This is a genomic window from Bradyrhizobium sp. AT1 (assembly GCF_001590795.1).
Lineage (GTDB): Bacteria > Pseudomonadota > Alphaproteobacteria > Rhizobiales > Xanthobacteraceae > Bradyrhizobium.
The window spans coordinates 456262-483072 of sequence record NZ_JXDL01000001.1; the positions used below are offsets into that span (position 1 = coordinate 456262).

Annotated in this window: 21 protein-coding genes; 8 read left to right on the top strand and 13 right to left on the bottom strand. The window is 65.4% G+C overall.

The features are described from left to right. On the top strand, positions 1–547 hold a 547-nt coding region (locus SE92_RS02235; protein WP_157095824.1), incomplete at its 5' end, for a DUF2155 domain-containing protein. Positions 548–554: 7 nt separating this feature from the next. Here the strand turns inward: SE92_RS02235 and aat are convergent. From aat to SE92_RS02285, 10 genes are all read right to left on the bottom strand, one after another. Next, positions 555–1235 carry a leucyl/phenylalanyl-tRNA--protein transferase gene (gene aat, locus SE92_RS02240; protein ID WP_063194272.1) on the bottom strand — a complete coding sequence of 227 codons (681 nt, stop codon included), beginning with the start codon at positions 1233–1235 and terminating at the stop codon, positions 555–557. A gap of 57 nt (positions 1236–1292) precedes the next feature. Next, a complete protein-coding gene (locus SE92_RS02245; protein ID WP_063194273.1) occupies positions 1293–2396 on the bottom strand; it encodes a sensor histidine kinase in 1104 nt (367 codons plus the stop codon). Continuing rightward, positions 2393–2833 carry a response regulator gene (locus tag SE92_RS02250; protein WP_063194274.1) on the bottom strand — a complete coding sequence of 147 codons (441 nt, stop codon included), beginning with the start codon at positions 2831–2833 and terminating at the stop codon, positions 2393–2395. The genes SE92_RS02245 and SE92_RS02250 overlap by 4 nt, the downstream gene beginning before the upstream one ends. Further along, positions 2833–4356, bottom strand: coding sequence for a sensor histidine kinase (locus SE92_RS02255; protein ID WP_063194275.1), 1524 nt, complete (start codon positions 4354–4356; stop codon positions 2833–2835). Before SE92_RS02255 ends, SE92_RS02250 begins: the two co-directional genes overlap by 1 nt. A 107-nt stretch (positions 4357–4463) precedes the next feature. Then, complete coding sequence (accC, locus tag SE92_RS02260; protein ID WP_063194276.1) at positions 4464–5822, bottom strand: acetyl-CoA carboxylase biotin carboxylase subunit; 1359 nt, start codon at positions 5820–5822, stop codon at positions 4464–4466. A gap of 80 nt (positions 5823–5902) precedes the next feature. After that, positions 5903–6391, bottom strand: a complete 489-nt coding sequence (accB, locus tag SE92_RS02265) for an acetyl-CoA carboxylase biotin carboxyl carrier protein (protein ID WP_063194277.1) — start codon at positions 6389–6391, stop codon at positions 5903–5905. A 38-nt stretch (positions 6392–6429) separates the two neighbouring features. Continuing rightward, entirely contained in the window at positions 6430–6897 is a 468-nt protein-coding gene (gene aroQ, locus SE92_RS02270) for a type II 3-dehydroquinate dehydratase (protein WP_063194278.1), read from the bottom strand. 259 nt (positions 6898–7156) lie between these two features. After that, positions 7157–7981: a DUF1236 domain-containing protein gene (locus SE92_RS02275; protein WP_063194279.1), complete on the bottom strand. Its 825-nt coding sequence runs from the start codon at positions 7979–7981 to the stop codon at positions 7157–7159. A 223-nt stretch (positions 7982–8204) separates the two neighbouring features. Beyond that, positions 8205–8972, bottom strand: a complete 768-nt coding sequence (locus SE92_RS02280) for a DsbA family protein (protein ID WP_063194280.1) — start codon at positions 8970–8972, stop codon at positions 8205–8207. A gap of 92 nt (positions 8973–9064) precedes the next feature. Continuing rightward, a complete protein-coding gene (locus SE92_RS02285; protein WP_063194281.1) occupies positions 9065–10465 on the bottom strand; it encodes a M48 family metalloprotease in 1401 nt (466 codons plus the stop codon). Between the two features lie 192 nt (positions 10466–10657). Between SE92_RS02285 and SE92_RS02290 the strand changes: the two genes are divergently transcribed. From SE92_RS02290 to SE92_RS02300, 3 genes are all read left to right on the top strand, one after another. Continuing rightward, complete coding sequence (locus tag SE92_RS02290) at positions 10658–11845, top strand: pyridoxal phosphate-dependent aminotransferase (RefSeq protein WP_063194282.1); 1188 nt, start codon at positions 10658–10660, stop codon at positions 11843–11845. An 88-nt stretch (positions 11846–11933) separates the two neighbouring features. Next, positions 11934–12491: a biotin transporter BioY gene (locus SE92_RS02295; protein WP_063194283.1), complete on the top strand. Its 558-nt coding sequence runs from the start codon at positions 11934–11936 to the stop codon at positions 12489–12491. 85 nt (positions 12492–12576) lie between these two features. Further along, positions 12577–13911: a dicarboxylate/amino acid:cation symporter gene (locus SE92_RS02300; RefSeq protein WP_063194284.1), complete on the top strand. Its 1335-nt coding sequence runs from the start codon at positions 12577–12579 to the stop codon at positions 13909–13911. Between the two features lie 66 nt (positions 13912–13977). Here SE92_RS02300 and SE92_RS02305 read toward each other — a convergent pair whose 3' ends face one another. The 3 genes from SE92_RS02305 to SE92_RS02315 form a co-directional block, all read right to left on the bottom strand. Further along, the gene (locus SE92_RS02305) at positions 13978–15210 is read right to left on the bottom strand and encodes an NAD(P)/FAD-dependent oxidoreductase (protein ID WP_063194285.1); all 1233 of its coding nucleotides are present in this window, start codon (positions 15208–15210) and stop codon (positions 13978–13980) included. A 20-nt stretch (positions 15211–15230) separates the two neighbouring features. Further along, positions 15231–16727: an amidase gene (locus SE92_RS02310; protein ID WP_063194286.1), complete on the bottom strand. Its 1497-nt coding sequence runs from the start codon at positions 16725–16727 to the stop codon at positions 15231–15233. A gap of 107 nt (positions 16728–16834) precedes the next feature. Then, positions 16835–19885, bottom strand: a complete 3051-nt coding sequence (locus SE92_RS02315) for an Rne/Rng family ribonuclease (protein WP_063194287.1) — start codon at positions 19883–19885, stop codon at positions 16835–16837. A 716-nt stretch (positions 19886–20601) separates the two neighbouring features. Here SE92_RS02315 and SE92_RS02320 point away from each other — a divergent pair. The 4 genes from SE92_RS02320 (at position 20602) to SE92_RS02335 (ending at position 26757) form a co-directional block, all read left to right on the top strand. After that, positions 20602–21897 (top strand): N-acetylmuramoyl-L-alanine amidase, encoded by a 1296-nt coding sequence (locus SE92_RS02320; protein WP_063194288.1) that lies wholly within the window; start codon positions 20602–20604, stop codon positions 21895–21897. Between the two features lie 229 nt (positions 21898–22126). Next, a complete protein-coding gene (locus SE92_RS02325; protein WP_063194289.1) occupies positions 22127–24637 on the top strand; it encodes a penicillin-binding protein 1A in 2511 nt (836 codons plus the stop codon). Positions 24638–24741: 104 nt separating this feature from the next. Continuing rightward, positions 24742–25873, top strand: a protein-coding gene (prfB, locus tag SE92_RS02330; RefSeq protein ID WP_157094998.1) for a peptide chain release factor 2 whose coding sequence is annotated in 2 segments (ribosomal slippage) — positions 24742–24810 and positions 24812–25873 — 1131 coding nt in all. Because the reading frame shifts where the segments join, the coding sequence is not laid out codon by codon here. A gap of 2 nt (positions 25874–25875) precedes the next feature. Further along, positions 25876–26757, top strand: a complete 882-nt coding sequence (locus SE92_RS02335; RefSeq protein WP_063194291.1) for an NAD(P)-dependent oxidoreductase — start codon at positions 25876–25878, stop codon at positions 26755–26757. The last annotated feature ends 54 nt before the right edge of the window (positions 26758–26811 follow it).

Genomic DNA, 26811 nt, shown 5'->3' on the forward strand with positions numbered 1-26811 from the left:
CGAGGTCGTCACCGAACCTCCGGCCCAGAAGATCGTGAACAAGAAGGCGACCTTCTCCGGCCTCGACAAGATCACCGGGCGCATCATCAATTTCGACGAGGAGATCGGCGAGACCGTCCAGTTCGGCGCGCTGCGCGTCAAGACCGACGCCTGCTATACGCGGCCGGCGACCGAGGCCACAAACACCGACGCCTTCGTCGAGGTCGACGAGATCACCTTGCAAGGCGAGGTGAAGCGGATCTTCTCGGGCTGGATGTATGCGGCAAGCCCGGGACTGCACGGCGTCGAGCACCCGATCTACGACATCTGGCTGACCGACTGCAAAGAGCCGCAGCAGACCATTGCGACCGCCGCGCCGGATCCTGCGACCAAGCCCGCACCTCCGCCGCCGCCCGCGCAGAAGAAGGCCGCGCCCAAGCAGGTCCAGCAGCGTCCGCCGCAGCCTCTGCCGCCGATCCAGCCGCAGCAACCGGCACCACCACCGCCGCCCCCGCCGCCGGAGCAGCGGCCGGGCCTGTTCGGTATCCCTGGGTTCGGCAGCCGGTAAATCTGGATTATTGTCGAGAAGCGATGATCTCGAGCGCGCGCGCGCCCGGGATCGGCTCGCCCGGTGAGAGCCTGAGAAAATCGCCGGGCTCGCCGGCCAGCGCCTTGTCGAGCAGGGCGGTGTAGCGCCGCCGCGAGATCTCGGCCGCCCCGAAGCTCTTCAGGTGCTCCGTGACATATTGCGTGTCGAGCAGCTCGAAGCCGCCATGGATCAGCCGCGCGACCAGATGCACCAGCGCGACCTTCGAGGCATCGCGTGCGGTGTGGAACATGCTCTCGCCGAAGAAGGCCCGTCCGAGGCTCACGCCGTACAGGCCGCCGACGAGATCCTCGCCCTGCCAGGCCTCGACGCTGTGGCAATGGCCGAGCTCGTACAGGCCGCCATAGAGGTCGCGGATGCGCTTGTTGATCCAGGTGTCCTCGCGCCCGGGCTGCGGCGCGGCGCAGCCGGCGATGGTGGCCTTGAACGCGGTGTTGACGGTCACGCGAAACATATCCGAGCGCACGGTGCGCGCGAGCCGCGAGGCGACGCGAAATCCATCGAGGGGAATGACGCCGCGCAACTCCGGCTCGACCCAGAACAGGGTCGGATCATCAGCGCTCTCCGCCATCGGGAAGATGCCGCAGGCATAGGCGCGCAGCAGCACGGCCGGTGTGATTTCAGACGAGGCGGAGTCGCGCGAAGTCATGGTTCGCAATCATAGCAGGATCGCAATGTAGTTGCGATGGGGCAGCCGGCCGCGACGTCAGCCCGCTGCAGCGGTGCTGGTTTTGCCGGGGCTTGCCGGCACGCGACCGAACTTCAGAATGATCCGGGTTCCGGAATGCGCGGGATCGCGCTCGACCGAGGCGTCGAGCTTGGAGGCCATGGCCGCGACGATGCGCTGGCCCATGCCGGTGGAGCGCGGATCGGCCTTGACGTTGTCGCCGACGCCGTCGTCGGTGATGGTGAGCTGGAGATCCTCGCCCTGCGAGGTCAGCTCGACATGGATCGGGCCGGCGCCATCGGGATAGGCGTATTTCACCGCGTTCATCACCAGCTCGTTGACGATGATGCCGACGGCGACCGCGCGGTCCGGATCGATCTCGACCGGCTCGGCCTTCAGCGTCAGGCGCGACATCCGGTTGCCTTCGGCGGAGCGGCGGAGATCCTCGAGCAGGGAGTCCAGATACTGGTTCAGGACCACGCTCTTCAGATCCTGCGAGGTGTAGAGGCGGCGGTGCACCTGTGCGACCGCGGCGACGCGGCCCATCGCATTGGTCAGTGCCGCCTTGACCTCGTCCTGCGCGGCGGAGCTGGCCTGAAGATGCAGCAGCGAAGCAATGATCTGGAGCGAGTTGCCGACGCGGTGGTTGACCTCGCGCAGCAGCATCTCGCGTTCGGCGGCAAGGGCCGCGTAGCGGTCGCGCGAGGCATGGATCTCGGCCTCGGCTTCCTCGCGCGCCTTCTGCAGTTCGGCCTGGCGCAGCGCGCCTTCGCACGCGACATGGAGCAGGGGGATGAAATCGCCGGTGACGTCCTTGACGAGATAATCGGAAGCGCCCGCCTTCAGCGCGGTGACCGCGATATTGGAATCCTGGGAGGCCGTGACGAACACCACGGGCGGCGCGCCCGGGATCGCCATGATCTGCTCCAGCGTGTCCAGGCCGTCGAGGCCGGGCATGTACTGGTCGAGCGCGACCACGTCGATGCTTCCCTGGGCACCCGCGCGGCGGATGTGCTCCAGGCCTTCCTCGCCGCTCGCGGCATGGACGACCCTGTAGCCGCGCCGCGTCAGGCCGCGATCGACCAGGCGCGCGAGCGCACCGTCGTCATCGATGTAGAGTAGGGTGGGCGTGCGCTGGTTCATGGGGCGGCGGGCGGGACCTGGATGACCGAGAAGAACAGGCCGAGCTGCCGGATGGCATTGGCGAAATTCTCGTAGTTGACGGGCTTGGTGATGTAGACGTTGCAGCCGAGCTCGTAGCAGCGCTTGATTTCCTGGGAATCGTCGGTGGTGGTCAGCACCACCACGGGCGAAGCCTTCAGATATTTGTTTTCCTTGATCTGCCGGAGGATGTCGATCCCGGTCATGTCGGGCAAATTGAGGTCGAGCAGGATCAAGAGCGCGTTGCCTTTCTGCACGAGCCCAGAGCCGTCGGCGCCGAACAGGTGCTGCATCGCGTCCGTGCCGTTCTTGAACGAGACGATCTCGTTGTTGACGCCCGAGCGGCGGATGTTGCGCTCGATCAGGCGGGCATGGCCCTCGTCGTCCTCGATCATGATGATGGTGACAGGCTGGGTCATCAATCTCTGTTCCGGTTGCTTACGTTCCAGGCGATCGGCAGCGTGATCGTGAAGGTGCTGCCCGCATTCAGTTCCGATGATACCGACATGGTGCCGCCAAGACGACGCACAAGTGCACGCACATGCGCAAGACCGATACCCTGGCCAGGCTTGTCCTGGGTTCCCGCGCGGCGGAACAGGTCGAAAATCCTCTGGTGATCCTTGGGGTCGATCCCGCGGCCGTTGTCGCTGATCTCGAAAATAGCGTAACCGAGCTTGGTGCGCCCGCGAATTCTGATCTCCCCGGGCACGCCGTTCTTCAGATACTTGATGGCGTTGTCGATCAGGTTGGAGAAGATCTGCTCGAGCGCGAGCCGGTCGCTCACGACGTTGGGCAGGGCTTCAAGGTGGATTTCGGCCTGCGCCTCGGCCGCCTGGTGCGCCAGCGTCGACACGATGGCCTCGATCAGCTCGTTGGTGTCGATCTTCACGGGCTGGAATTCGCGCCGGCCCTCGCGGGTGAGGTTGAGGATGGCCGAGATCAGCCGGTCCATCTTGGCGATCGACGATTTGATGAAGCCGAGCGCTTCGGAAAAATCCTCCGAGAGCTGCTTGTCGGCGCCATCGAGCACGATTTCGCCCGGTCCGGCGGGGGCGAGCGGCGCCCCGTTCGCAGAAACCTGGGCGAGGCCGCCGATGCGGCGGAAGATGTCGCCACCGAGCTCTTCGAGCTCGCTGGTGAAGCCCATGATGTTGACGAGCGGCGAGCGCAAATCATGGCTGACGATATAGGCAAAGCGCTGGATCTCGTCGTTGGCCTCGCGCAGGTCCGCCGTGCGCTCGTCGACGACGGATTCCAGATTGACGTTGGCATCGCGCAGGCGCGCTTCCGCCTCGTCACGGGCGCGCGCCGAGCGCCGCACCAGCCAAGTCGAGATCAGGGCCAGCAGCACGACGAGGCCGGAGCCGATCCCGGTCATCGACGCCGCGAGCGTCTGGCTGCGGTCGGAGTTTTCCGTTCGGATCCGGAACAGCCGTTCCTCCTCCTGGATCATGCCGGTCGCGACCCTGGTGATGGCGGTCGTGGCGTCGGTGGAGACGACTTCGCGGATCAACGCCGCCGCCTTATCGGGCTGGCCTTGGCGGATGAACTCCATTTCCTGCGCGAACTGGCCGAGGCGCATCTCGATCGCTGCACTCAGCTTTTCGATGTTTTCGCGTTGCGCGGGATTGTCGCCGCTTTGGCGTGTCAGCTTGTCCAGTGCCGGAATGACCCCCGCCACGGCCTTTTCGTGGTCGATTTTGAAGCTCTCTGCCTGGGTCAGCAGGAAACCACGGGCGGAGCTTTCCGCGCGCCGGATTTCCAGCAGGAGGCTGTTGATTTGGTTCTCCACCTCGATGGTGTGAACCACCCATTTGTTGTCCTCGCGGGCCTTGTTGACGAGGTAGACCGAGCCGGCGCTGATCACGGTCAGCACCAGAAGACCCGCCGAGATCAGCAGGATCTGCCAGAATGCCCGCCGTCGTTGGGCTTCAGCCGTCACGACGGTTCACCTGTTTACGTTCAGTGGATTTCAAAACGCCCCCTTGGAACTAGCCCCAACCGTCCAGAACGCGATTGAAGCCAAAGGGTTCCACAAGGCGATGAATTTTATCGCGGGGCGGGTTCCGCCTTGCCGGCGAGGTACTGCTCCAGCCAGTGGATGTGGTAATCGCCGTTGATGATGTCGTCTTCACGTACCAGCGCCCGGAACAGCGGCAGCGTGGTCTCGATGCCCTCCACAACCATCTCGTCCAGCGCCCGGCGCAGCCGCATCAGGCATTCGGCGCGGGTCTTGCCGTGCACGATCAGCTTGCCGACCAGGGAATCGTAATAGGGCGGGATCATGTAGCCCTGGTAGACGGCGGAATCGATGCGGACGCCGAGGCCGCCCGGCGGATGGTATTGCAGGATGCGACCGGGCGAGGGACGGAAGGTCTCGGGATTCTCGGCGTTGATGCGGCACTCGATCGCATGGCCGATGACCTGGATCTCTTCCTGCTTGGCCGGCAGGTCGCCGCCGGCGGCGATGCGGATCTGCTCCAGCACGAGGTCGATGTCGGTGATGCTCTCGGTGACGGGATGCTCGACCTGGATGCGGGTGTTCATCTCGATGAAGTAGAACTCGCCGTCCTCGAACAGGAATTCGATGGTGCCGACGCCGAGATATTTCATCTCGCGCATGGCCTTCGCACAGGTCTCGCCGATCTTGGCCCGCGCGGCGGCGGAAAGGACGGGCGAGGGGCCTTCCTCCCAGACCTTCTGGTGGCGGCGTTGCAGCGAGCAGTCGCGCTCGCCGAGATGGATCGCGCCGCCGCGGCCGTCGCCGAGGATCTGGATCTCGATATGGCGCGGCTTCTGGAGATATTTTTCGAGGTATACGGAAGCATCGCCGAAGGCTGATTTGGCCTCGTTGGCCGCCGTCGACAGCGCCACCTGGAGGTCGGCCTCGCCATGCGCGACCTTCATGCCGCGGCCACCGCCGCCGGCCGCCGCCTTCACCAGCACGGGAAAGCCGATTTTCCTGGCGATCCCCAATGCGTCGTCATCGGGACCGACCGCACCATCGGAGCCGGGCACCACGGGGATGCCGAGCTTCTTGGCGGTCTTCTTCGCCTCGATCTTGTCGCCCATCAGGCGAATATGCTCGGCCTTGGGACCGATGAAATGCAGATTGTGCTCGGAGAGGATCTCCGCGAAGCGGGCATTCTCCGACAGAAATCCGTAGCCCGGATGCACGGCATCGGCACCGGTGATCTCGCAGGCCGCGAGCAGCGCGGGGACGTTGAGATAGCTGTCCTTGGATGCCGGCGGTCCGATGCAGACGCTCTCGTCCGACAGGCGCACATGCATGGCATCGGCGTCGGCGGTGGAGTGCACGGCGACGGTCGCGATGCCGAGCTCCTTGCAGGCCCTGAGGATGCGAAGGGCGATCTCGCCGCGATTGGCTATGAGGATCTTGTCGAACATGGTGCCTCGGGGGCGAACGGGAAATAGCGAATGGCGAACAGGCAGGAGCAACTATTCGCTACCAGCTGTTCGCCAATCCCTCACTCAATGATGACGAGCGGCTCGCCGTACTCGACCGGCTGGCCGTCCTCGACCAGGATCTGCGTCACCGTGCCGGCGCGCGGCGAGGGGATCTGGTTCATGGTCTTCATGGCTTCGATGATCAGCAGCGTCTGTCCGACCGAGACCTTAGCTCCGACCTCGATGAACGGCTTGGCGCCGGGCTCCGGCGCCCAATAGGCGGTTCCGACCATCGGCGAGCTGACGGCGCCAGGATGCTTCGACAGATCGGGCCCGGCGGCGGCAGGCGCGGCGGAGGCTGCCGGCAGGGCGGCGGGAGCCGCTGCCATCGGCACCGGCATGGTCGCGGCAACGCTGATGTTGCGAGCGACGCGCAGGCGCAGGCCGGCACGTTCGATCTCGATCTCGGTGAGACTGGTCTCATCGAGCAGAAGTGCGAGCTCGCGGACGAGCGCGGAATCCTCGCTGGAAAACTTTGCGGCTGCTTTGTCGTCTGGCTGGCGCGCCATGTTCTTTGATCCGAATGTTCTGTTTGATGAGGGAGACTTCAGGCTTTGGGCTTGATGGCAAGCTTGGCGGCAAGGCCCTGGATGGCGAGGCGGTAACCCTCGATGCCGAAACCGCAAAGCGAGGCGAAGGCCGCGCGTGCGGTATAGGAGTGGTGACGAAAGCTCTCGCGGGCGTGGATGTTGGTCACATGCACTTCGACCGTCGGGATCTGCACCGCGAGCAGCGCGTCGTGCAGAGCGATCGAGGTATGCGAATAGCCGCCGGCATTGATGATGATGCCCTTCATCTTGCGCGCATGCGCCTCGTGGATGAAGTCGATCAACTCGCCTTCGCGGTTGGACTGCCGGCAATCGGCCTTGAGGCCAAACGTTGCCGCCGTCTCCCGGCACAGCGCCTCGACGTCGGCCAGCGTCGCATGGCCATACTTTTCCGGCTCGCGCGTCCCCAACATGTTGAGGTTCGGCCCGTTCAGGACGAGGATCGTGTCGGTTGCTGGTTCGGCCATTCCAATCCCGCAAAGAGGTGCGTCGGCGTGGCGGGGTTATAGGTAACAAAGCGCGTGAGGGGAAGCCTTGAAGGGCCTCCCAGCGGGCTTCAACGACCTCATCCCAGGTGCAAAAACCTGTGCGGAAGCTACGGAAATTGCTTGTTAACCAGTCCAAAGCATGGGCTGCCGGCCAAGCCGGATGGGAGGGGGCGGCCAGGACGCCAAACGCCCCCGCCGATCTCTCGGCAGGGGCTGATCTGGGGTTCAGCGAGGCGGGTTAGCCTTCGATGATGTAGACGATCTCGCGGGTCTGCGGACGGACGATCACGTACTGGCCGCGGACGAAGATGACTTCATAGCCACGCCACTGCGGATAGATCTCGACGATCCGGGGCGGCAGCGGGTGGAAGTGGACGGAAGCCGGGACCGCGGCGCCGACCGAGATGTTGAAGTTGACGTTCGTGGTCTCCTCGATCTTGGTCGACTTGATCGCGGTCGAGATTTCCGTCCGCTTCTCGGCCGGCGGGGCAGCGGCGGTGGCCGACGCGTTACCGGTCGTGGTCTGCGACGACTTGGTGTCGGTGGTGGCCGGACGGTTCTCGGCGTTGTTGCTCTTGGTGGCGCTGCCGGCCTTGTTGTCCTCGGCCTTCATGTCCTTGGCGCCGGACTTGGTGGAATCGGACTTGGTGGAGTCCGAGCTCATGCTCTTCGACTTGTCCATCTGGCCTTGAGCATGCTCGCCCTTCGCGCCAGCCTTTTCGTCAGCCGCGTTCTTGTTCATCGCGCCGGAGCCGGACTTGTCCATGCCGGACTTGTCTGCCGCGCCCGACTTCTCCATCGCACCGGACGACTTCTCGTCCGCGGCTCCGCCGGGCTTCATCGCGCCGCCGGCCTGGCCGACAGTACCCTTGTCGTGGCTCATGGAATCGCGGCCCATCGAGCCACCGCGCTCGGCGGCGCCGCCGGAAGGCTGCGAATGCTGCGTCTGCGCGCCACCGGCGCCGCCGCCGCTGTCGCGGCCCATGGTGCCCTGCGCGTTCGCCACACCGGTACCCGCGACCAGCGCGAGTGCGGCAACCGAGATCATAAAGCGGTTCAACATCTAAAATTCTCCTCACGTGTTTCTTTGCGTCATTGCCCACGCCGACAACGAAAGGAGATTTGAGTTGTTCCGGAACATGAGCCGCTTTGCGGCATTTGTTTCTTAAACGCGAGATGAATGCGCGCGCCGGATTCGCGCCCCATTCCTCCTGGGCTCTCGCCCAACGAAAAAGGCCGGCTTTTCAGCCGGCCTCTTCGTGTTTCCAGTATCGTAAAAAGGGTGATCAGCAAGTTGCCTTGCCGCAGCGGGCAATGCCGATCTTTTCTTTCAGGCCTTCGACGCCAACGGCGCCGATCACGATCTGCTTGCCGATGACGTAGCTCGGCGTGCCGTTCATGCCCATCGCCTCGGCGAGCTTGAAGTTCTCCTCGATGGTGGCGCGCACCTCGGGGCTGGCGATGTCCTTCTCGATTCTGGCGGTGTCGAGCCCGGCCTCCTTGGCAGCCTGCATCGCGCGGGCCTTGTCGGCGGCGCCGCGGCCGCCGAGCAGCTTCTGGTGGAAGTCGAGATATTTCTTGCCGGTGGGGTCCTGCATACGCACGGCGACCGCGACCTGCGCCGCCTCGACCGAGCCCTGGCTCAGCACCGGAAACTCCTTCAGCACGACCTTGAGCTTCGGATCGCCCTTCATGATCGTGAGCATGTCGTCCATCGCGCGCTTGCAGTAGCCGCAATTGTAATCGAAGAACTCGACGAAGGTGACGTCGCCGTCCTTGTTGCCGAGCACGACCTGGCGCGGCGAGTTGAAGATCGCGTCCGAATTCTGCGCGATGCTGGCTTCGTGCTTCTGGGTCTCGGCTGCGGCCTGACGCTTGCTGAGCTCGGCCATGGCCTCCTCGAGCACCTCGGGATGGCTGATCAGATAGTTCTTGACGATCTTCTCGATGTCGGTGCGCTGGGTGTCGGAGAAGCTGTCGGCCGACGCGGGCGCGGCTGCGCCCAACAGAGCGAGCGCGAACAACGCGGGAGCAAGCAGGCGCAGCGAAGGCATAGGCAAATCCTCTTATCCAAAGCAGGTTTCGGAATACGTCCCGGCGGACTCAAAGCGAAGGTCGTGACGTCGTGGTGTCAGGCGTCGTGGTGTCAGTTGCGCGGCGGCTTCGCCGCCACGATGTCGTCGGCCTTGACCCATCCGGGTGTGCCGACGGCGAAACGGGTTTTCGCGCGCGTGGCGAGCTCGCGGGCGGTCTTGTTGTCGCCGCGCAGATAAGCGGCCTGGGCCGAGGCGAGATCTGCCTCGGCATATTCGCCTTTCCGGCCATAGGCCATCGCGAGCTGGGTATAGCCGAGCGCCGCCTCAGGCTCTCGTGCCACCGCTGAGCGGAGAATCCGAACGGCGTCGTCGGTGTAGGCCTTATTATCGGTTCCAACCAGCGCCTGCCCAAGTAACATCTCGATGAGGGGCGAATTGTTCGAGAGCGCGACAGCCTTGCGCAGGGCAGGAATCGCCTCGGCTGGCTTGCCGCTTTCCAACAGAGCCTGGCCGCGCACCTCGTAGAAGTACGGGTTGTTCGGCTGGACCTGGATCAGCGCGTCGATCTGAGTGAGCGCGCTTCGCAGATCCCCGTGCAGATAGGTGCTGATGGCCCGCGCATACCGCGCCGGCATGCTGTCGTTGGTCTGGGGATAGCGGCGGTATACCGTCTCCGGCCGCTCCATGAAGGCGGATATCTTGGCGCGCACCATGTCGTGGCGGAGCTGGAGCGCGGGATCGTCCTTCTTGTTCCAATACGGGCTGGTGCTTGCGAATTCCTGGAGCGCGGCGACGCGCTCGGCCGGCATCGGATGCGACTGGAGATAGGGATCGGCGCCGCGCGCGGCGAACAGGCTCTCGCCGGTGAAGCGCTTGAAGGTCTCGTACATGCCCTTCGGCGATTGCTGGGTCGCGGTCAGGAATTTCACGCCGGCGCGGTCGGCGTTTTCCTCCTGCTGGCGCTGGTAGGACAGCAGCGTGCGGCGGATCACTTCCTGCGGAGCGGAGATCGCGGCGGCGCCGGCATTGGCGAGCCCGTTGTTGCCGGCGCTGCTGCGCTGGGTGCTGCCGGCGGCGATCGCGCCGGCGCCGAGCAGCATCGCGATGATCATCTGGGTCTGGGCGGCGGCGAGCTGCTCGCGCAGCTTCGACAGATGGCCGCCGGCCAGATGCCCGGTCTCGTGCGCGAGCACGCCGATGATCTGGTTCGGCGTTTCCGATTGAAGGATCGCGCCGTAATTGACGAAGATGCGGCGGCCATCGGCGACGAACGCGTTGAACGAGCTGTCGTTCAGGATCACCATCTGGATGTTCTGCTTCTCCAGACCCGCGGCGCGCAGTATCGGGCGCGTGTATTCGCGCAGCAGCTGCTCGGTCTCGGTGTCGCGCAGGACCGGCGGCCCCTTGGCTTGCGCGTGCGCGGCCGAGAACGGCGTCAGCGAGACCGCCGCAGCCGTGACGAGGGCGGTGAGGGCGGAGGCCTTCTTGCGCAATGCGATCTGGAACGACATCAGGCGGTCTGGGTCAAACGGTCTTGATCAAGCAGTTTCGTGATTGGTTTTGGCGATTGGCGGCGGACCGGATACGCGATATGCCCTTGCGGGCCGTTCCCCTTATGAGCCGTACAATGCGGCCAGTCTGGGGCGCAAGCGCCCCGTTCCAGGACCGGAGACACCGGTCCGCCAGCGAAATAGCAGAAATCGATGCACGATGCGACATTGAGGAACCGGCTGGGGCAGTGGCTCGAGCCCTCCCGCCGGAGCGATGTTCCCCCGTTCATGGTGATGGACGTCATGGCCGCGGCGGCCCGAATCGAGGCCGCCGGCGGCCATGTCATCCACATGGAGGTCGGTCAGCCCGCGGCCGGCGCGCCCAGGACCGCGATCGCGGCGGCCCATGCGGCGCTCGAGGCGGGGCGGATCGATTATACCTCCGCGCTCGGCATCCCCAGTCTGCGCGAGCGCATCGCACGGCATTATCGCGATGCCTATGGCTGCGACGTCAGCGCTGACAGGATCGTGGTGACAACCGGTTCCTCCGGCGGGTTCATCCTGGCCTTCCTGTCGATGTTCGAGCCGGGCGACCGCGTCGCCGTGACAGTGCCGGGCTATCCGCCCTATCGTCATATCCTCAAGGCGCTCGGTTGCGAGCCGGTGCTGATCGAGACCAGCAATGAAACGCGCCATGCGCTCACCGGCGAGGCATTGCTCGCGGCCCATCGCAAGGCGCCGTTGAAGGGCGTGCTGGTCGGCAGCCCCGCCAATCCGACGGGGACGATGATGTCCCGCGAAGCGCTCGCCAGCCTGATTGCTGCGGCCGAAGACGCGGGCATCCGCTTCATCTCGGACGAGATCTATCACGGGCTCGACTATGCGTTTCCGGCCGCCACCGCCGCCACGCTCTCCGAGCACGCGCTCGTGATCAACTCGTTCTCGAAGTATTTCTGCATGACGGGCTGGCGCGTTGGCTGGATGGTCGTGCCCGAAATCCTGGTGCGGCCGATCGAGCGGCTGCAACAGAACCTGTCGATCTCCGTGCCGTCGCTGTCGCAGATCGCGGCAGAGGCGGCTTTCGACGGAGCGGCTGAGATGGAGTCGATCAAGCACGGCTATCAGGAAAACCGGCGGATCTTGATCGAGGGATTGCCGAAAGCAGGCCTGGCCAAGTTTCTCCCGGCCGATGGTGCATTTTATCTCTATGCCGACGTCTCGGACTTTACCTCCGACAGTTTCGAGTTCGCCAAGCAGATGCTGGAGCAGGCGAAGGTTGCGGCCACGCCCGGGCTCGATTTCGATCCCGTTCACGGCCGTTCGTTCATACGGTTCTCTTATGCCCGTTCGGCAGAAGAGATGCGGGAGGCAGTTGACCGGATCGCTCACTGGCTTAAATAGCCGCCAGTTTTCGAGCCACCTGGAGTTCATCTTGTCTGACCGATCTGTCCCGACCGCTGCCGCGCCGCATTTTTCTCTCGCCGCATTGATGTGGCCGACCCGACCGGGCGAAACCGTTGGTGCGGTGCGCGCTGTCGTGCTGATCGCGCTCGGCACTGCCTTGATGGCGCTGTCTGCCAAGGTGAACCTGCCGCTGCCTTATGTCCCCATGACATTGCAGACGCTGGTGGTGCTGATGATCGGTGCCGCCTATGGCTGGCGTCTTGGCAGCGCAACCATGGTTGCCTACCTCGCCGAGGGCGCACTTGGCGCGCCGGTCTTTGCCGGACCGGTGGGTGGCATTGCACCGCTGCTCGGCCCGACCGCGGGATATCTGTTCGGCTTCATCGCGGCCGCTTTCGTGACTGGCTGGCTCGCCGAGCGCGGCTGGGATCGCAGCGTCATGCGGCTGTTCGCAGCGATGGCGGTTGGCCATATCCTCATTCTGGCCGCCGGCTTCAGCTGGCTGGCGTTCGGCCTTGGGCTCGGCGTTGCGAAGGCCTGGCAGGTCGGCATCATGCCGTTCGTTGCGGCTTCGCTGGTCAAGAACGCGCTTGGCGCGACGTTGATGCCGGCCGCACGCAGACTGATCGAGCGCCGCCGATAAAGCGCGCCAAGAATTCGCGGTTCCAATTGACAGGGCCGGCCAAGTTGATCTTGGCTGGCCCAGCGTTTTGAGGGGGAGTGAAACGATGACGACGACAACGATGGCGGGGGCGCCGATCGCGCCGCCCGCAGCAAAGCCGTGGTACAAGGTTCTCTATGTCCAGGTGCTGATCGCCATCGTGCTCGGCGCCATCGTCGGCTGGCTCTGGCCACAGGTCGCCACCAATGAATGGATCAAGGCGCTCGGCGACGGCTTCATCAAGCTGATCAAGATGGTGATCGCGCCGATCATCTTCTGCACCGTCGTCTCCGGCATCGCCCATATCCAGGACGCCAAGAAGGTCGGCCGCATCGGCGTCAAGGCGCTGGTCTATTTCGAGGTCGTCTCGACCTTCGCCCTGGTGATCGGATTGATCATCGGCAATTTGGTGAAGCCGGGCGCGGGCTTCGGCAGCGGAGCGGCCAACGAGGCGGCCGTTGCCAATTACGCCAAGCAGGCCGCCGGCCAGAAGTCCGTCGACTTCGTGCTGCACATCATTCCGGACACGGTGGTCGGCGCCTTCGCGCAAGGCGAAATCCTCCAGGTGCTGCTGTTCTCGGTGCTGTTCGGCTTCGCCATCATGAGCTTGGGCGAGCGCGGTCACACCATCCGCAGCTTCATCGACGACGCCGCGCATGCCGTGTTCGGCGTCATCTCCATCGTGATGCGTGCCGCGCCGATCGGCGCGTTCGGCGCGATGGCCTACACGATCGGCAAGTTCGGCACCGGCGCGATCCTCAACCTGGTCGGGCTGATCGCCACGTTCTACGTCACCGCGGCGCTGTTCGTGTTCGTCGTGCTCGGCATCATCGCCCGCCTGGCCGGGTTCTCGATCTTCAAGTTCCTGGCCTACATCAAGGACGAGCTGCTGATCGTGCTCGGCACCTCGTCCTCGGAAAGCGCGCTGCCGTCGCTGATGGAAAAGCTGGAGCGGCTCGGCTGCTCCAAATCGGTGGTCGGCCTCGTGGTGCCCACCGGGTACTCGTTCAACCTCGACGGCACCAACATCTATATGACGCTGGCGACGCTCTTCATCGCGCAGGCGCTCGGCTACGATCTCAGCTTCAGCCAGCAGCTGACCATCCTGGTCGTGGCGATGCTGACGTCGAAAGGCGCCTCCGGCATCACCGGCGCGGGCTTCATCACGCTGGCGGCGACGCTCGCCGTGGTCGATCCGCGCCTCGTGCCGGGCATGGCGATCGTGCTCGGCATCGACAAGTTCATGAGCGAGTGCCGCGCGCTGACCAATCTGTGCGGCAACGGCGTCGCCTGTGTGATCGTCGCCTGGTGGGAGGGGGAGCTCGACCGCGACAAGCTCAACGCCAACCTCGCCAAGCGGATCGACCCGACCGACATGGAGACGGCGATCACCACGGACTGATAGCGCCTTCAGGCATGGAAATGTGAAGGGCTGGTCGTGATCCTCGATCAGCCCTTTTGTTTGGACCTAAAACCGCTCCGGCCGGTAGGGTGCTGGATCGATCGCCGGCGTCTCGCCGCTCATGATCTCGGCGAGCAGGCGTCCGGTCGCCGGTCCCAGCGTGAAGCCCTGGTGGCCGTGGCCGAAATTCATCCAGAGGCCCGGATGGCGCGGAGCTTGCCCGAGCACCGGCAGCATGTCGGGCGTGCAGGGACGGGTGCCGAACCACGGCTCCGGCTCGACGCGCTTGCCGAGGTCGATCAGCTCGCGCGCGGAGCCTTCCGCACTGGCGAGCTGCACGGGCGTCGCGAGAGCGTCCATGCCGGTCAATTCCGCGCCGGTGGTGATGCGGATTCCCTTCGCCATCGGGCCCATGGCGTAGCCGCCGCCCTTGTCGACGAGAGGCAGGTCGAGCGAGGCGCCGCCGCTGTAATGCATGTGGTAGCCGCGCTTGCGCACCAGGGGAATGCGATAGCCGAACTTGTGCAGCAGATCCGGCGACCACGGCCCGAGCGTCACGACGGCATGGGGGGCGTCGAGGCGGCCCTGGTCCGTATCGACGGACCAGCCGGTCGCGGTCTGCCGCAGCGATTGCGCATCGCCGAGCACGATGCGGCCGCCGCGGCGCTCGAACAGCCCGGCATAGGACGTGACCAGCGCACCGGGATCGGAGACGGTCCAGGTATCGAGCCAGTGGATCGCGCCGGGGAGATCGTCGCGCAGGATCGGCTCGGCCTTGGCAAGCTCGCTGCCGGAGAGCACGCGAAAATTCACGCCGAATTCGCGCTGGTCTTCCTTCGCGGCCTTGATCGAGAGATCGAGGTCCGCGGCGTTGCGGTACAGCGCGCGATAGCCGGCGCGGCGGATCAGATTGTCGGCATGGGCTTCGCGAATGAGGATGTCGTGCTCCGAAGTCGCGTAGGCGATCAGCCGCGCCCAGGCCTCGATCGCGTCGCGATGCCGCTTCGGCGCCGAGTGCCACCAGTAGCGGAGCAGGGGCTCGACATGGAGGTGAAGCGACGACAAGCTATAGCGCACGTCGTTGGTGCGGCCGGTCGCGATCTTCAGCAGCGTCGTGAGATCGCGCGGCATCGGATAGGGGCGGACCGCTTCGGCCTGGATCATTCCGGCATTGCCATAGCTGGTCTCGCGGCCCGGCTCCCTGCGATCGACGAGTGTAACGGCCCAGCCGCGCTGCTGCAGGTGCAGCGCCGCGCTCACGCCGATCATGCCGCCGCCGAGAACGATTGCGCTTTGCATCGGAAGAATTCTCCTGTCGGTTATTCCCAGGTGAGGAAGCCGGGAGCGGACGATAGGGCCGGTGCTGCGGCGAGCCGTGCCAGGTCAGGCACGGGCCGGCACATCTGCGCATCGCGCGCGAACGCGGCCTCGATGCTCGCGGCAACCGAGAGCACGATGGCATCGCCGCCGCGCGGACCGACGATCTGCAGGCCGAAGGGCAAGCCGGCTTCATCGAGCCCGAGTGGAATGCTGATCGCGGGATGACCTGCAAGCGTGACGGCGTAGGCCAGCGCGAGCCAGTGGAAGTAGGATCTGGTCGGCACGCCGTCGATCTCAGCCGGATGGGGCTCCGACCACGGCCGCGGGCTCAGCGTGATGGTCGGGCTGACCAGCACGTCGGTCGTTTCGAAGAAGCTCTGATAGGCGCGATAGATCCGCGTCTGCGTCGTCGAGGCCCGCGCATGGTCTTCGAGCGTGTAGCCGAGCCCTTCCTCGACATTGGCGCGGACATTCGGGCCGAGCATCTCGGGACGCTCCCTGTAGTTCTTGCCGTGCGTCGCCAGGAACATGCCTGCGCGCAGCACGGCAAAGGCATCGTCGGCACCGGAGCAGTCCGGCGTTGCTTCGCGGGCTTCTGCGAAGAGCGGCGCGAGCTTCTTCACCCGCGCGCGAAACACCCGCCTTATTGTCTGCTCGGTCGGAGCGAAGCCGAAATCCTCGGTGAAGGCGAGGCGCAGCCTGCCGAGCTCGGCAGGCCGCGGGGCGGCCCAGCGTTCGGCGCGCCCACGCACGGGCTCGCCCGGCAGCGTATAGGCGAGCGGATCGCGAACATCGTCGCTCGCCATCACCGAGAGCATCAGCGCGGTGTCGGCGACGTCGCGCGCCATCGGTCCGTCGGTCGACAGATTGGACCAGCCGAACACACGTTTTTCGCTGGCGACGAGGCCGTAGGACGGACGCATGCCGACGATGCCGGCGAAGCCGGCAGGATTGCGCAAGGAGCCGCCGGTGTCCGAGCCCGAGGCGAGCGGAGCCATGCCGCAGGCGAGCGCCACCGCCGAGCCGCCGGAGGAGCCGGCCGCCGAGCGCACGGGATCGAACGGGTTGCCGGTCGCGCCGAACACGGGATTGCGGGTGTTGCCGCCCGCGGCCCATTCCGGCGTGTTGGTCTTGCCGAAGATGACGGCGCCAGCAGCGCGCAGGCGCGCGACCGAGCCCTGGTCGGCGGCCGGGACGTTGTCCTTCAGCAGCGGGCTGCCATAGGTGGAGCGCATCCCGGCGGTGTCCTGGGTGTCCTTGATGAGAACGGGAAGCCCGTGCAGCGCGCCGCGATCCTCGCCGCGCTGGATGGCGGCCTCGGCCGCCCTGGCAGCGGCGCGAGCGCCTGGCTCGTCGAGCGTCACGACAGCGTTCACGGCGGGATTGACGGTGGCGATCCGCGACAGGCAGGAATCCAGCAGCTCGACGGGCGAGATCGCCCGCGCGGCCAACAGGCGGCGCAGCTCGACGGCGCCGGAATCGCAAAGCTCTGACAATGCCGTCCCCTAATCTGATTGCGAAAACGGCTTAGCACATCGGGACAATGGCGAAACGAAAACGCCCGGCAGTGCCGGGCGTCGTGTCTTGCATAGGTCGTTCGGCTTTACTCGCCGCCGCCGAAGCGGCGGGACCACCAGCCGGCGCGGCGCGGGGCGGCCGGCGTTTCGCTAGCCGCTTCCGGGACCGGTTCAGCCGCCGGCGTCGGCGCGGTGACCGGCTCGGCTGCTTGCGCGACCGGCGCTGCCGGCTCGCTCGGGCTGCTCGACAGGAAGCTCACCTTTTCGCGGACCGTGGAGCGGCGCCGTGCCGCCTTGTCGTCAGCGGGCTCTTCCTCCGGGGCAACGGGCTCGGGCTGGGCCGGCGCCGCGGTCTGCACCTCGGCGCGCGGCTCGGGCTGCGAGACGTGGGGTTCGGCGCTGTGCTCGGCTTGCGCAATCGAGGGGGCAGCCTCGCTGCTGAAGCCGTCGAAATCGGCAACGGCGTCGGCAGCTTCCGACGGTTGATTGGTGCCGAGCTCATCGCCGATGGAGCCGGCAAGACCTTCCTCGCCGCCACCGCGACGGCGGCGTCCGCCGCGGCGACCACGCCGGCGTCGGCGGTCGGCGCTGCTCTGCTGCTCGCCACGGGCTGCCTGTTCTTCGCCTTCCTCGCCGTCCTGCTCGGACTCGGCATCCTCTTCGCCTTCGCCGGCCGCAACGGCCGCCTCGGGAAGGGTGGGGGCGCCATCCTCGCGCAACTCGCCGTCGCGCTGGCCACCGCGGCCGCGGCGGCGACGGCGCCGCTTGCGACGCTGGCCGTCCTGCTCGGAGGCGGCATCGCCTGCAGTCTGCTCCTCGGCGAGACCTTCGGTCTCCTCGGTCTCGACCTCGGATTCGGTCTCCGGATCGAACTCTTCGTCGTCGTAAGCTTCCTCGGGCAGGGGTGGCGGGCTCGCGGCTGCCTGCGCCACCAGCAGCGCCTTGGCGGCCTCCAGCGTATGCACCTGCTCGCCGCGGTCGATGAGGTAGGCCTGCGGCCCGCTGACGCTGGGATCTGCGATCACCGAGAGGGTGACCTTGAAGCCATTCTCGAGATCACGCAGATGGCCGCGCTTGTGGTTGAGCACGTAGAGCGCGACATCGGTGCGAGTGCGGACCACGAGATTGTGGGTCGCGCCCTTCATCAGGATCTCTTCGAGGCCGCGCAGCAGCTGCAGCGCCACCGAGGACACCGAGCGGACATGGCCGGTGCCGCCGCAATGCGGGCACGGATCGGTCGAGCTCTCGAGCACGCTGGCGCGGATGCGCTGGCGCGACATCTCGAGCAGGCCGAAATGCGAGATGCGGCCGACCTGGATGCGCGCACGGTCCTGCCGCAGGCAATCGGACAGCTTGCGCTCGACCGCACGGTTGTTGCGCTTCTCGTCCATGTCGATGAAGTCGATGACGATCAGGCCGGCGAGGTCGCGCAGGCGAAGCTGGCGGGCGACCTCTTCGGCCGCCTCCAGATTGGTCTTGAGCGCGGTGTCCTCGATATGGTGCTCGCGGGTCGAGCGTCCGGAGTTGACGTCGATCGAGACCAGCGCCTCGGTCTGGTTGATCACGATGTAGCCGCCGGAGCGCAGTTGCACGGTCGGCGAGAACATCGCGTCCAGCTGGCTCTCGACGCCCATGCGCGAGAACAGCGGCTGGCCGTCGCGATACTGCTTCACCGCGCTGACATTGGCGGGCATCAGCATCTTCATGAAATCGCGCGCTTCCCGGTAGCCGGATTCACCGGCAACCGAGATTTCGTCGATCTCCTTGTTGTAGAGGTCGCGCAGCGAGCGCTTGATCAGCGAGCCTTCCTCGTAGACGAGGGTCGGGGCCTGCGACTTCAGCGTGAGGTCGCGCACCGTCTCCCACATCCGGATCAGATATTCGAAGTCGCGCTTGATCTCGGGCTTGGTGCGGGCGGCGCCCGCGGTGCGCAGGATGATGCCCATGCCCTCGGGCACGTCGAGATCCTGCACCACTTCCTTCAGGCGGGAGCGGTCCTGGGCGCTGGTGATCTTGCGGCTGATGCCGCCGCCGCGCGCGGTGTTCGGCATCAACACGGCGTAGCGGCCGGCCAGCGACAGATAGGTCGTCAGCGCCGCGCCCTTGTTGCCGCGCTCTTCCTTGACGACCTGCACCAGCATCACCTGGCGGCGCTTGATGACTTCCTGGATCTTGTACTGGCGGCGCGGACGGAAGGTGCGCTCCGGCACTTCCTCCAGCACATCGTCGCCGCCGACGGATTCGACGACTTCCTCTTCGGCGTCCTCGCCGTCCTCGTCATCATCCTCGTCGTCTTCGTCAGTTGCTTCCGCGGTCTGGGCAGGTGCTGCTTCGCCACTCTCACCATAAACGGCGTCGGCAGGTTCCGCGGCAGCGGTCACCGCTTCGGCGAAGGCTTCGGCGTGCATTTCAGAGGTGGCGGCCTCCTGCGGCTCGGCAACCGTCTCGGTCGCGACCACGGGCTCGGCGCCGACGGCTGCGACGGGCGCGGGAGTCTCGTCGGCATGATCATGGTCGTGATGATCGTGCTGGTGGTCGTGCTCGTGACCAGGGTCGTGATCGTGCTCGACATCATGGGCATGATGATCGTCGTGATCATGCTCGTCATGATCGTGGTCGTGGCCTTCGTGCTCGCCGTGATGCTCCGCATCGGCGTGCAGATGCTCGCCGTCATGCGGCGCGCCTTCGGCATGCAGGGTCTCGCCCTCGATCGGCTGGGCGGCGGGATCGGCGCCCTCGACGATGTCGCTGCGCACGCGCTCGCCATGACCGCGGCGGCGGGAGTTGCGGTGGCGCGAGCGGCGGCGGCCGTGGGAGCGGTTCTCGCTCTCTTCCTCGGCCTCGCGATGGGCCTGTTCCTCGGCCTCGATCAGCGCCTGCCGGTCGGCGACCGGAATCTGATAATAGTCGGGATGGATTTCGCTGAAGGCGAGGAAGCCGTGGCGGTTGCCGCCATATTCGACGAAGGCGGCCTGGAGCGAGGGTTCGACCCTTGTGACCTTGGCGAGGTAGATATTCCCGCGTAGTTGCTTGCGTTGCGCGGTCTCGAAATCAAACTCTTCGACGCGATTGCCGCGGACCACGACGACCCGGGTCTCTTCCGGGTGGGTGGCATCGATCAACATCTTGTTGGGCATGTCTTAACTCTTGGCGGCGGCGGGCGCTATTCACCGTGGGCGCGTATCGCGCCGCCGGGTGACGCGACGGTCCACCTGATTCGGGGGTGAGGGGAAGGCCGAAACGCCGTCTCTCGCGCCTTGCCGAACCGGAAGCTTCAGGACCAAGGCGGCGCGCGGGATTTTCACTCCGCAGCGTCGCGAATGGTCCTTCAGAATTCGTCGGCACAGTCTGGCGCATCAAGCGTCGGCCCGTATGAAACATTGGGCGGCGAGGCCGCCCTTCAATCAGTTGCTGCTGGCCAGGCATGGCGCGAGCGCGCTCGCCTTGGGGATCACGAACCGCTCCCTTGGGATCAAGGGACCGGGTAATGGGTTACGTCGCTGTCAGAACTGTCCCGGTAACGCGAGTGGTAACTCAGGACCGTCCGCCGCCGGCGCTTGACCCGTTCCATCTCGCTGCCGCGCACCGCGCTGGTCTTAGAGGGGAACGGAAAACGCTGGAATTCTCAAACCTTGAGAGTTCCGGCGCTGCACCGGGAGGCTGAATGCGACACAACCGGAAATATCGGCCGTCAGCATTCCGTACATACGAGGAATGAGCCATCCGTGCAAGGGAGCGTCAAGGGAGCGTCGCACGGCGGTCACAGTCAGCGAGTTTCGCGTTTTTGTCATTAAGGATCGATTAACCCTGTGGTTCTATTGCGTTAAAAGGGCTGCTCGGAGGCACGGAATCGGTGGCGAGCCGCACAAAACAACGAGTCCTGCTGGCATGCGCGCTGCTGTGCGCTGCAGCATTGCCATGCGCTGATTCCTCGCGCCTGAAGGCGGCGGAAAGCCAGCTGCAACCCGCTGTTGCGGTAGCGAATTTCCCTGTTGCCTCGGCCGCCCGGCTGGCCGGCGACGGCAAGCAGACCCGCTTCGTTCTCGACATCGATCAGGCCATTACCTTCCGCGCCGTCACCCTGGCCGACCCATACCGGGTGGTTATCGACGTGCCGCAGGTCAATTTTCAGCTGCCGGCGGGCGCCGGGGCCGGGGGGCGCGGATTGGTCAAGGCCTTCCGCTACGGGCTCGTCATGCCCGGCGGCTCGCGAATCGTATTCGACCTGACGGGACCGGCCAGGATCGCCAATTCCTACGTGGTGGAGGCGGCCAACGGCCAGCCGGCCCGCCTTGTGCTGGAGCTGGAGGAGGTCGACCGTGCCGCCTTCGTGCAGTCGCTCGCGCCCGAAAACCGTCCCGAGCTGCGGCCCACTATCGCCGAGGCGAAGCCTGCAACGGCTTCCGCGACAGCTACCCCCGACGCGACACAGCCGAAGGCCGATGGCCGCCCGGTGGTCGTGATCGATCCCGGCCATGGCGGAATCGACAACGGCACGCAGTCGAGCGGCGAGAGCGAGAAGAACCTGGTGCTGGCCTTCGGGCTGGCGTTGCGCGACAGGCTGGAGAAAGCCGGCAAATATCGTGTGGTCATGACGCGGGACGATGACACTTTCATTCCCCTCAATGACCGGACCAAGATCGCCCGCAACCTCAAGGCGGCCTTGTTCGTCTCGATTCATGCGGATGCGCTGCCCCGGGCCGAGGGCGATGCGCAGGGCGCGACCATCTATACGCTGTCCGACAAGGCGTCGGACGCCGAAGCCCAGCGGCTGGCGGATGCGGAAAACCGGGCAGATGCGATCGCCGGCTTCAACCTGGCGGAGGAGCCGACCGATGTCGCCGACATCCTGATCGACCTCACGCAGCGAGAAACCCGCACCTTTTCAAACCGTTTCGCCCGCCTTTTGATGGGTGAAATGAAGTCGACGGTGCGGATGCACAAGCATCCCCTGAAGTCGGCCGGCTTCCGGGTCCTGAAGGCACCGGACGTGCCCTCGGTGCTGGTCGAGATCGGTTATGTCTCCAACAAGGGCGACCTCGAGCATCTGGTCTCGGAGGGCTGGCGGTCCAAGGCCGTTGGGTCCATGGCGCAGGCCATCGACGGGTTTTTGACCAAACGGATGGCCACGGCGGGATCGTCAAACTGACAGGGTTTTTGCGTCCGACCGCAAAAGCCCTAGTTTGGCCACAGCGGGCGCTTTATAAAAACGCCGCAGGGGGTTCCGGAATCGACGAGAATCCTGTTCGGCAAGCGTCTTAAGTCCGGCACTGATGTATTGCGTAAGCCGGTGAATTCGCGACGTGAGGTTGGCGCCTGTTTGGGGTGTCAAAGGGCTGATACTGGGCTGATCCAGAGTTTGAACGGATAAACAGATAATGCGCTTGCTGGTGCGGTTCATGGGCTTCCTGTTCGCCGCGGGAACCGTGGTGTTCCTTGTCGGTGTCGGGGCCGTGGCAGGCCTGATCTGGCATTTCTCCAAGGACTTGCCGGACTACTCTCAGCTTCAGGATTACGAGCCGCCCGTGATGACCCGCGTGCACGCGGTCGACGGTTCGCTGCTCGGCGAATACGCCAAGGAACGGCGGCTGTACTTGCCGATCCAGGCGGTGCCCAAGCTCGTGATCAACGCGTTCCTGGCGGCCGAAGACAAGAATTTCTATGAGCATGGCGGCATCGACTACACCGGCATGGCGCGCGCCGGCGTTGTCTACATCCAGAACTACGGCTCCAATCGCCGTCCGCAGGGCGCTTCCACCATCACCCAGCAGGTCGCCAAGAATTTCCTTCTGACCAACGAGGTCTCCTTCGCCCGCAAGATCAAGGAAGCCTTGCTGGCGATGCGGATCGAGAAGACCTACTCGAAGGACAAGATCCTCGAGCTGTACCTGAACGAGATCTATCTCGGCCTCGGCGCCTACGGTATCGCGGCCGCTTCGCTGGTTTATTTCGACAAGTCGGTGAATGAGCTGACGGTTGCGGAAGCCTCCTATCTGGCGGCGCTGCCGAAGATGCCGGCGACGCTGCATCCCGTCCGTAACCGTGACCGCGCCATCGAGCGCCGCAACTACGTGATCGACCGTCTTGTGGAGAACGGCTGGATCAAGCAGGCCGACGCCGACAAGGCCCGCAAGGAGCCGCTGGCCGTCACCAACCGTTCCAACGGCGCCCACACCTTCGCCGGCGAATATTTTGCCGAGGAAGTCCGCCGCGACATCTTCGAGCGCTATGGCGAGAAGAAGCTCTACGAAGGCGGTCTCTCCGTCCGCACCACGCTCGATCCGAAGATCCAGGTCATGGCGCGCAAGACCATGGTCTCGGGTCTCGTGAACTATGACGAGCAGCAGGGCTATCGCGGCGCCATGAGCAAGCTCGATATTTCGGGCGACTGGGGCGTGAAGCTCGCCGAGATCAAATCGCTATCCGACATCTCGCCTTGGCGCATGGCGGTGGTGCTGGAGACCAGCGACCAGTCGGCGCGCATCGGCTTCCAGCCGAGCCGCGAACTCGGTGGCGCCGTCAGCAAGCAGCGCGAGACCGGCCTCGTCACACTCGATGGCGTGCGCTGGGCACGGGCGGCTCAGGGCAACACCAAGGGTAAGACGCCGACGTCGGTGGCGCAGGTGCTTGCCCCCGGCGACGTGATTTACGCCGATCCGCTCTACAGCAAGGAGGGACAGCCGGTCGAAGGCCAATACCGGCTGCGCCAGATACCCGAAGTGTCCGGCGCGATGGTGGTGATGGATCCCTGGACCGGCCGCGTGCTCGCGATGGTCGGCGGCTTCTCGTTCGACCAGAGCCAGTTCAACCGCGCCACGCAGGCCTATCGGCAACCCGGTTCGTCGTTCAAGCCGATTGTCTATTCGGCTGCGCTCGACAACGGCTATACGCCCTCGACCGTCGTGCTCGATGCGCCCATCGAAATCGACCAGGGGCAGGGGGCCGGCGTGTGGCGGCCGGAAAACTTCTCCTCGGGCAAGTTCCAGGGACCGGTGACGCTGCGCAATGCGCTGCGGCAGTCGCTCAACACCGTAACGGTGCGCCTGGCGCAGGACATCGGCATGCCGCTGATCGGCGAATATGCCCGTCGCTTCGGCGTCTATGACGAACTGCCGAACTATCTCTCCTATGCGCTTGGCGCCGGCGAAACGACGGCGATGCGCATGGTCACCGCCTATTCGATGCTCGCCAATGGCGGCCGCCGGGTGAAGCCGACGCTGATCGACCGTATTCAGGACCGCTACGGCCACACCATCTTCAAGCACGACCAGCGCGAATGCCGTGGCTGCGACGCGCCGGGCGGCTGGAAGAACCAGCCCGAGCCGCAGCTGATCGACCGCCGCGAGCAGGTGCTGGACTCCATGACCGCCTATCAGATCACCGAGCTGATGGAGGGCGTGGTCCAGGCCGGTACCGCGACCGTGGTCAAGGAGGTTGGCAAGCCCGTCGCCGGCAAGACCGGTACCACCAACGAGGCCAAGGACGCCTGGTTCGTCGGCTTCTCGCCCGACGTCGCGGTCGCCATCTATATGGGCTACGACAAGCCGCGTCCGCTGGGTAAGGGCAATGCCGCGACCGGCGGCCATCTCGCGGCGCCCATCGCGCGCGATTTCCTCAAGCTCGCGCTCGCCGACAAGCCGGCGGTTCCGTTCAAGGTGCCGGCCGGCATCAAGCTCGTGCGAGTCGTCTCCAAGACCGGCATGCGCGCCGGTCCCGGCGAGACCGGCGGAACCATCCTCGAAGCCTTCAAGCCGGGCACGGCGCCGCCGGACAATTACTCGGTTATCGGCGTTGCTGACGCTGACATGCGTGGCGGCATGCCGGCCTCGCAGCAGCAGCAGCCGGATTCCGGTTTTCTCATGCGGCCGGGCACCGGCGGTCTGTGGTAGCGGATAAGGCTGACGATCGCAGTTCCGGCGGTTGCGCTTTGCGGCTGCCGCCGCTACATCCCGATCTCGAATGTACGCGGGATTCCGCGAGATCAGAGAACGACATGCGCGCCGAAATCGAACGGTTGGTAGAAGAGATCAAGCAGTCAGTCGGGCTGCTGAGGAGGCATCTTTGACGTCGAGAAATCGACGGCGCGCCTCGCCGAGCTGAACAAGCTCGCAGAAGATCCCAATCTCTGGAACGATCCCCAGAAAGCCCAGAAGTTGATGCAGGAGCGCACCTCGCTCGAGGATTCGCTCTCCGGCATCGGCAAGGTCGAGCAGGAGCTCGAAGACGATATCGGCATGATCGAGCTCGGCGAGGCCGAGGGCGATGACGGTGTCGTCGCCGAGGCCGAGGCCGCGCTGAAGACCCTCAAGAAGGAAGTGGCGCGGCGCGAGCTCGAGGCGCTGCTGTCGGGCGAGGCGGACCGCTTCGATTCCTATCTCGAAGTCCATGCCGGCGCCGGCGGCACCGAGAGCCAGGACTGGGCGCAGATGCTGCTGCGCATGTACACGCGCTGGGCCGAAACGCACGGCTTCAAGGTCGAATATCTCGAAGAGTCCGAGGGCGAAGAGGCCGGTATCAAGTCGGCGACCATCCAGGTCTCGGGCCACAACGCCTATGGCTGGCTGAAGACCGAAGCCGGCGTGCACCGCCTCGTGCGCATCTCGCCGTTCGATTCCAACGCGCGGCGGCACACCTCGTTTTCGAGCGTGCAGGTGTTCCCGGTCATCGACGACAGCATCAAGATCGACATCAAGGAATCCGACGTCCGTGTCGACACGATGCGGTCGGGCGGCGCCGGCGGCCAGCACGTCAACAAGACCGAATCCGCAGTACGCCTCACGCATATCCCGACCGGCGTTGCCGTGGTCTGCCAGGCCGGCCGCTCTCAGCACAAGAACCGCGCGCAGGCCTGGGACATGCTGCGCGCTCGACTTTATGAAATGGAGCTGAAGAAGCGCGAAGAGAAGGCCGCCGCCGACCAGGCCGCCAAGACCGATATCGGCTGGGGCCACCAGATCCGCTCCTACGTGCTGCAGCCCTACCAGATGGTGAAGGATTTGCGCACGGGCGTGCAGACCTCCGACACATCGGGCGTTCTCAACGGCGAGCTCGACGAGTTCATGGCCGCGACCCTGGCGCAGCGCGCCTTCGGGACCCCGGGTGCCGACATCGAGGACGTGGACTGATCATGCCCCGCGTCGCCTTCATCGGGCTTGGACGGATGGGCCACGGCATGGCCGGCCGTTATCTCGATGCCGGCTTCACGGTCAGCTTGTGGAATCGCAGCAAGGCCAAGGCGGAGGACCTGATCGCGCGTGGCGCGCATTGGGCGACGTCGCCTGAGGACGCCGCGATCGACGCTGACGCCGTCGTGACCATGGTGGCCGATGACGAAGCCTCGCGCGCGGTCTGGCTCGGGCCCAAGGGCGCGGCCAAGACCGCCAAGGCCGGCACCATCGCGATCGAATGCTCGACCGTCTCCTATGACCATGCCCGCGAGATGGGCCGCGAGCTGAATGCCCGCGGGCTGATCTACATCGACTGCCCCGTGACCGGATTGCCGGACGCGGCGGCCGCCGGGAAACTGACGCTGCTGATCGGCGCCGACGCCGCCGATCTCGAACGCGCACGGCCCTATCTAACTCCGATCGGCTCGACCATCCGCCATTTCGGCGCGGTCGGCTCCGGCACCGTCTACAAGCTCGTCAACAATCTGATGGGCGCGATCCAGATCGCCGGCCTTGCCGAAGCCCTTGCGATCGCCGAGCAGGCCGGGCTCGACATGAATCTGGTGCTGGACTCGATCCAGGCGGGCGTGGCCGCCAGCCCGCAGGTGCAGCGTCATTCCAAGCGCATGGTCGCCCGCGATTTTTCCGGTGCAACGTTCACGGCGGCGCTGCGGCACAAGGATGCCGCCTATGCCGTGAAGCTCGCCGAGAGCCTGCTGGCCGATAAGCCGCTGGTCTCGCGCGCCGCGGTCGAGGCATACGCGCAGGCCAAGGCCGCGATGCCGGATGACGATGAAGGCAAGATGATCGAGCTGGTGTCGCGGCCGAAGAAGCCGTCCTAGGCGGCTGTATCGTCACAGGCAATTTCGATCGTTCCACTCGTCTCGGCATTCGCT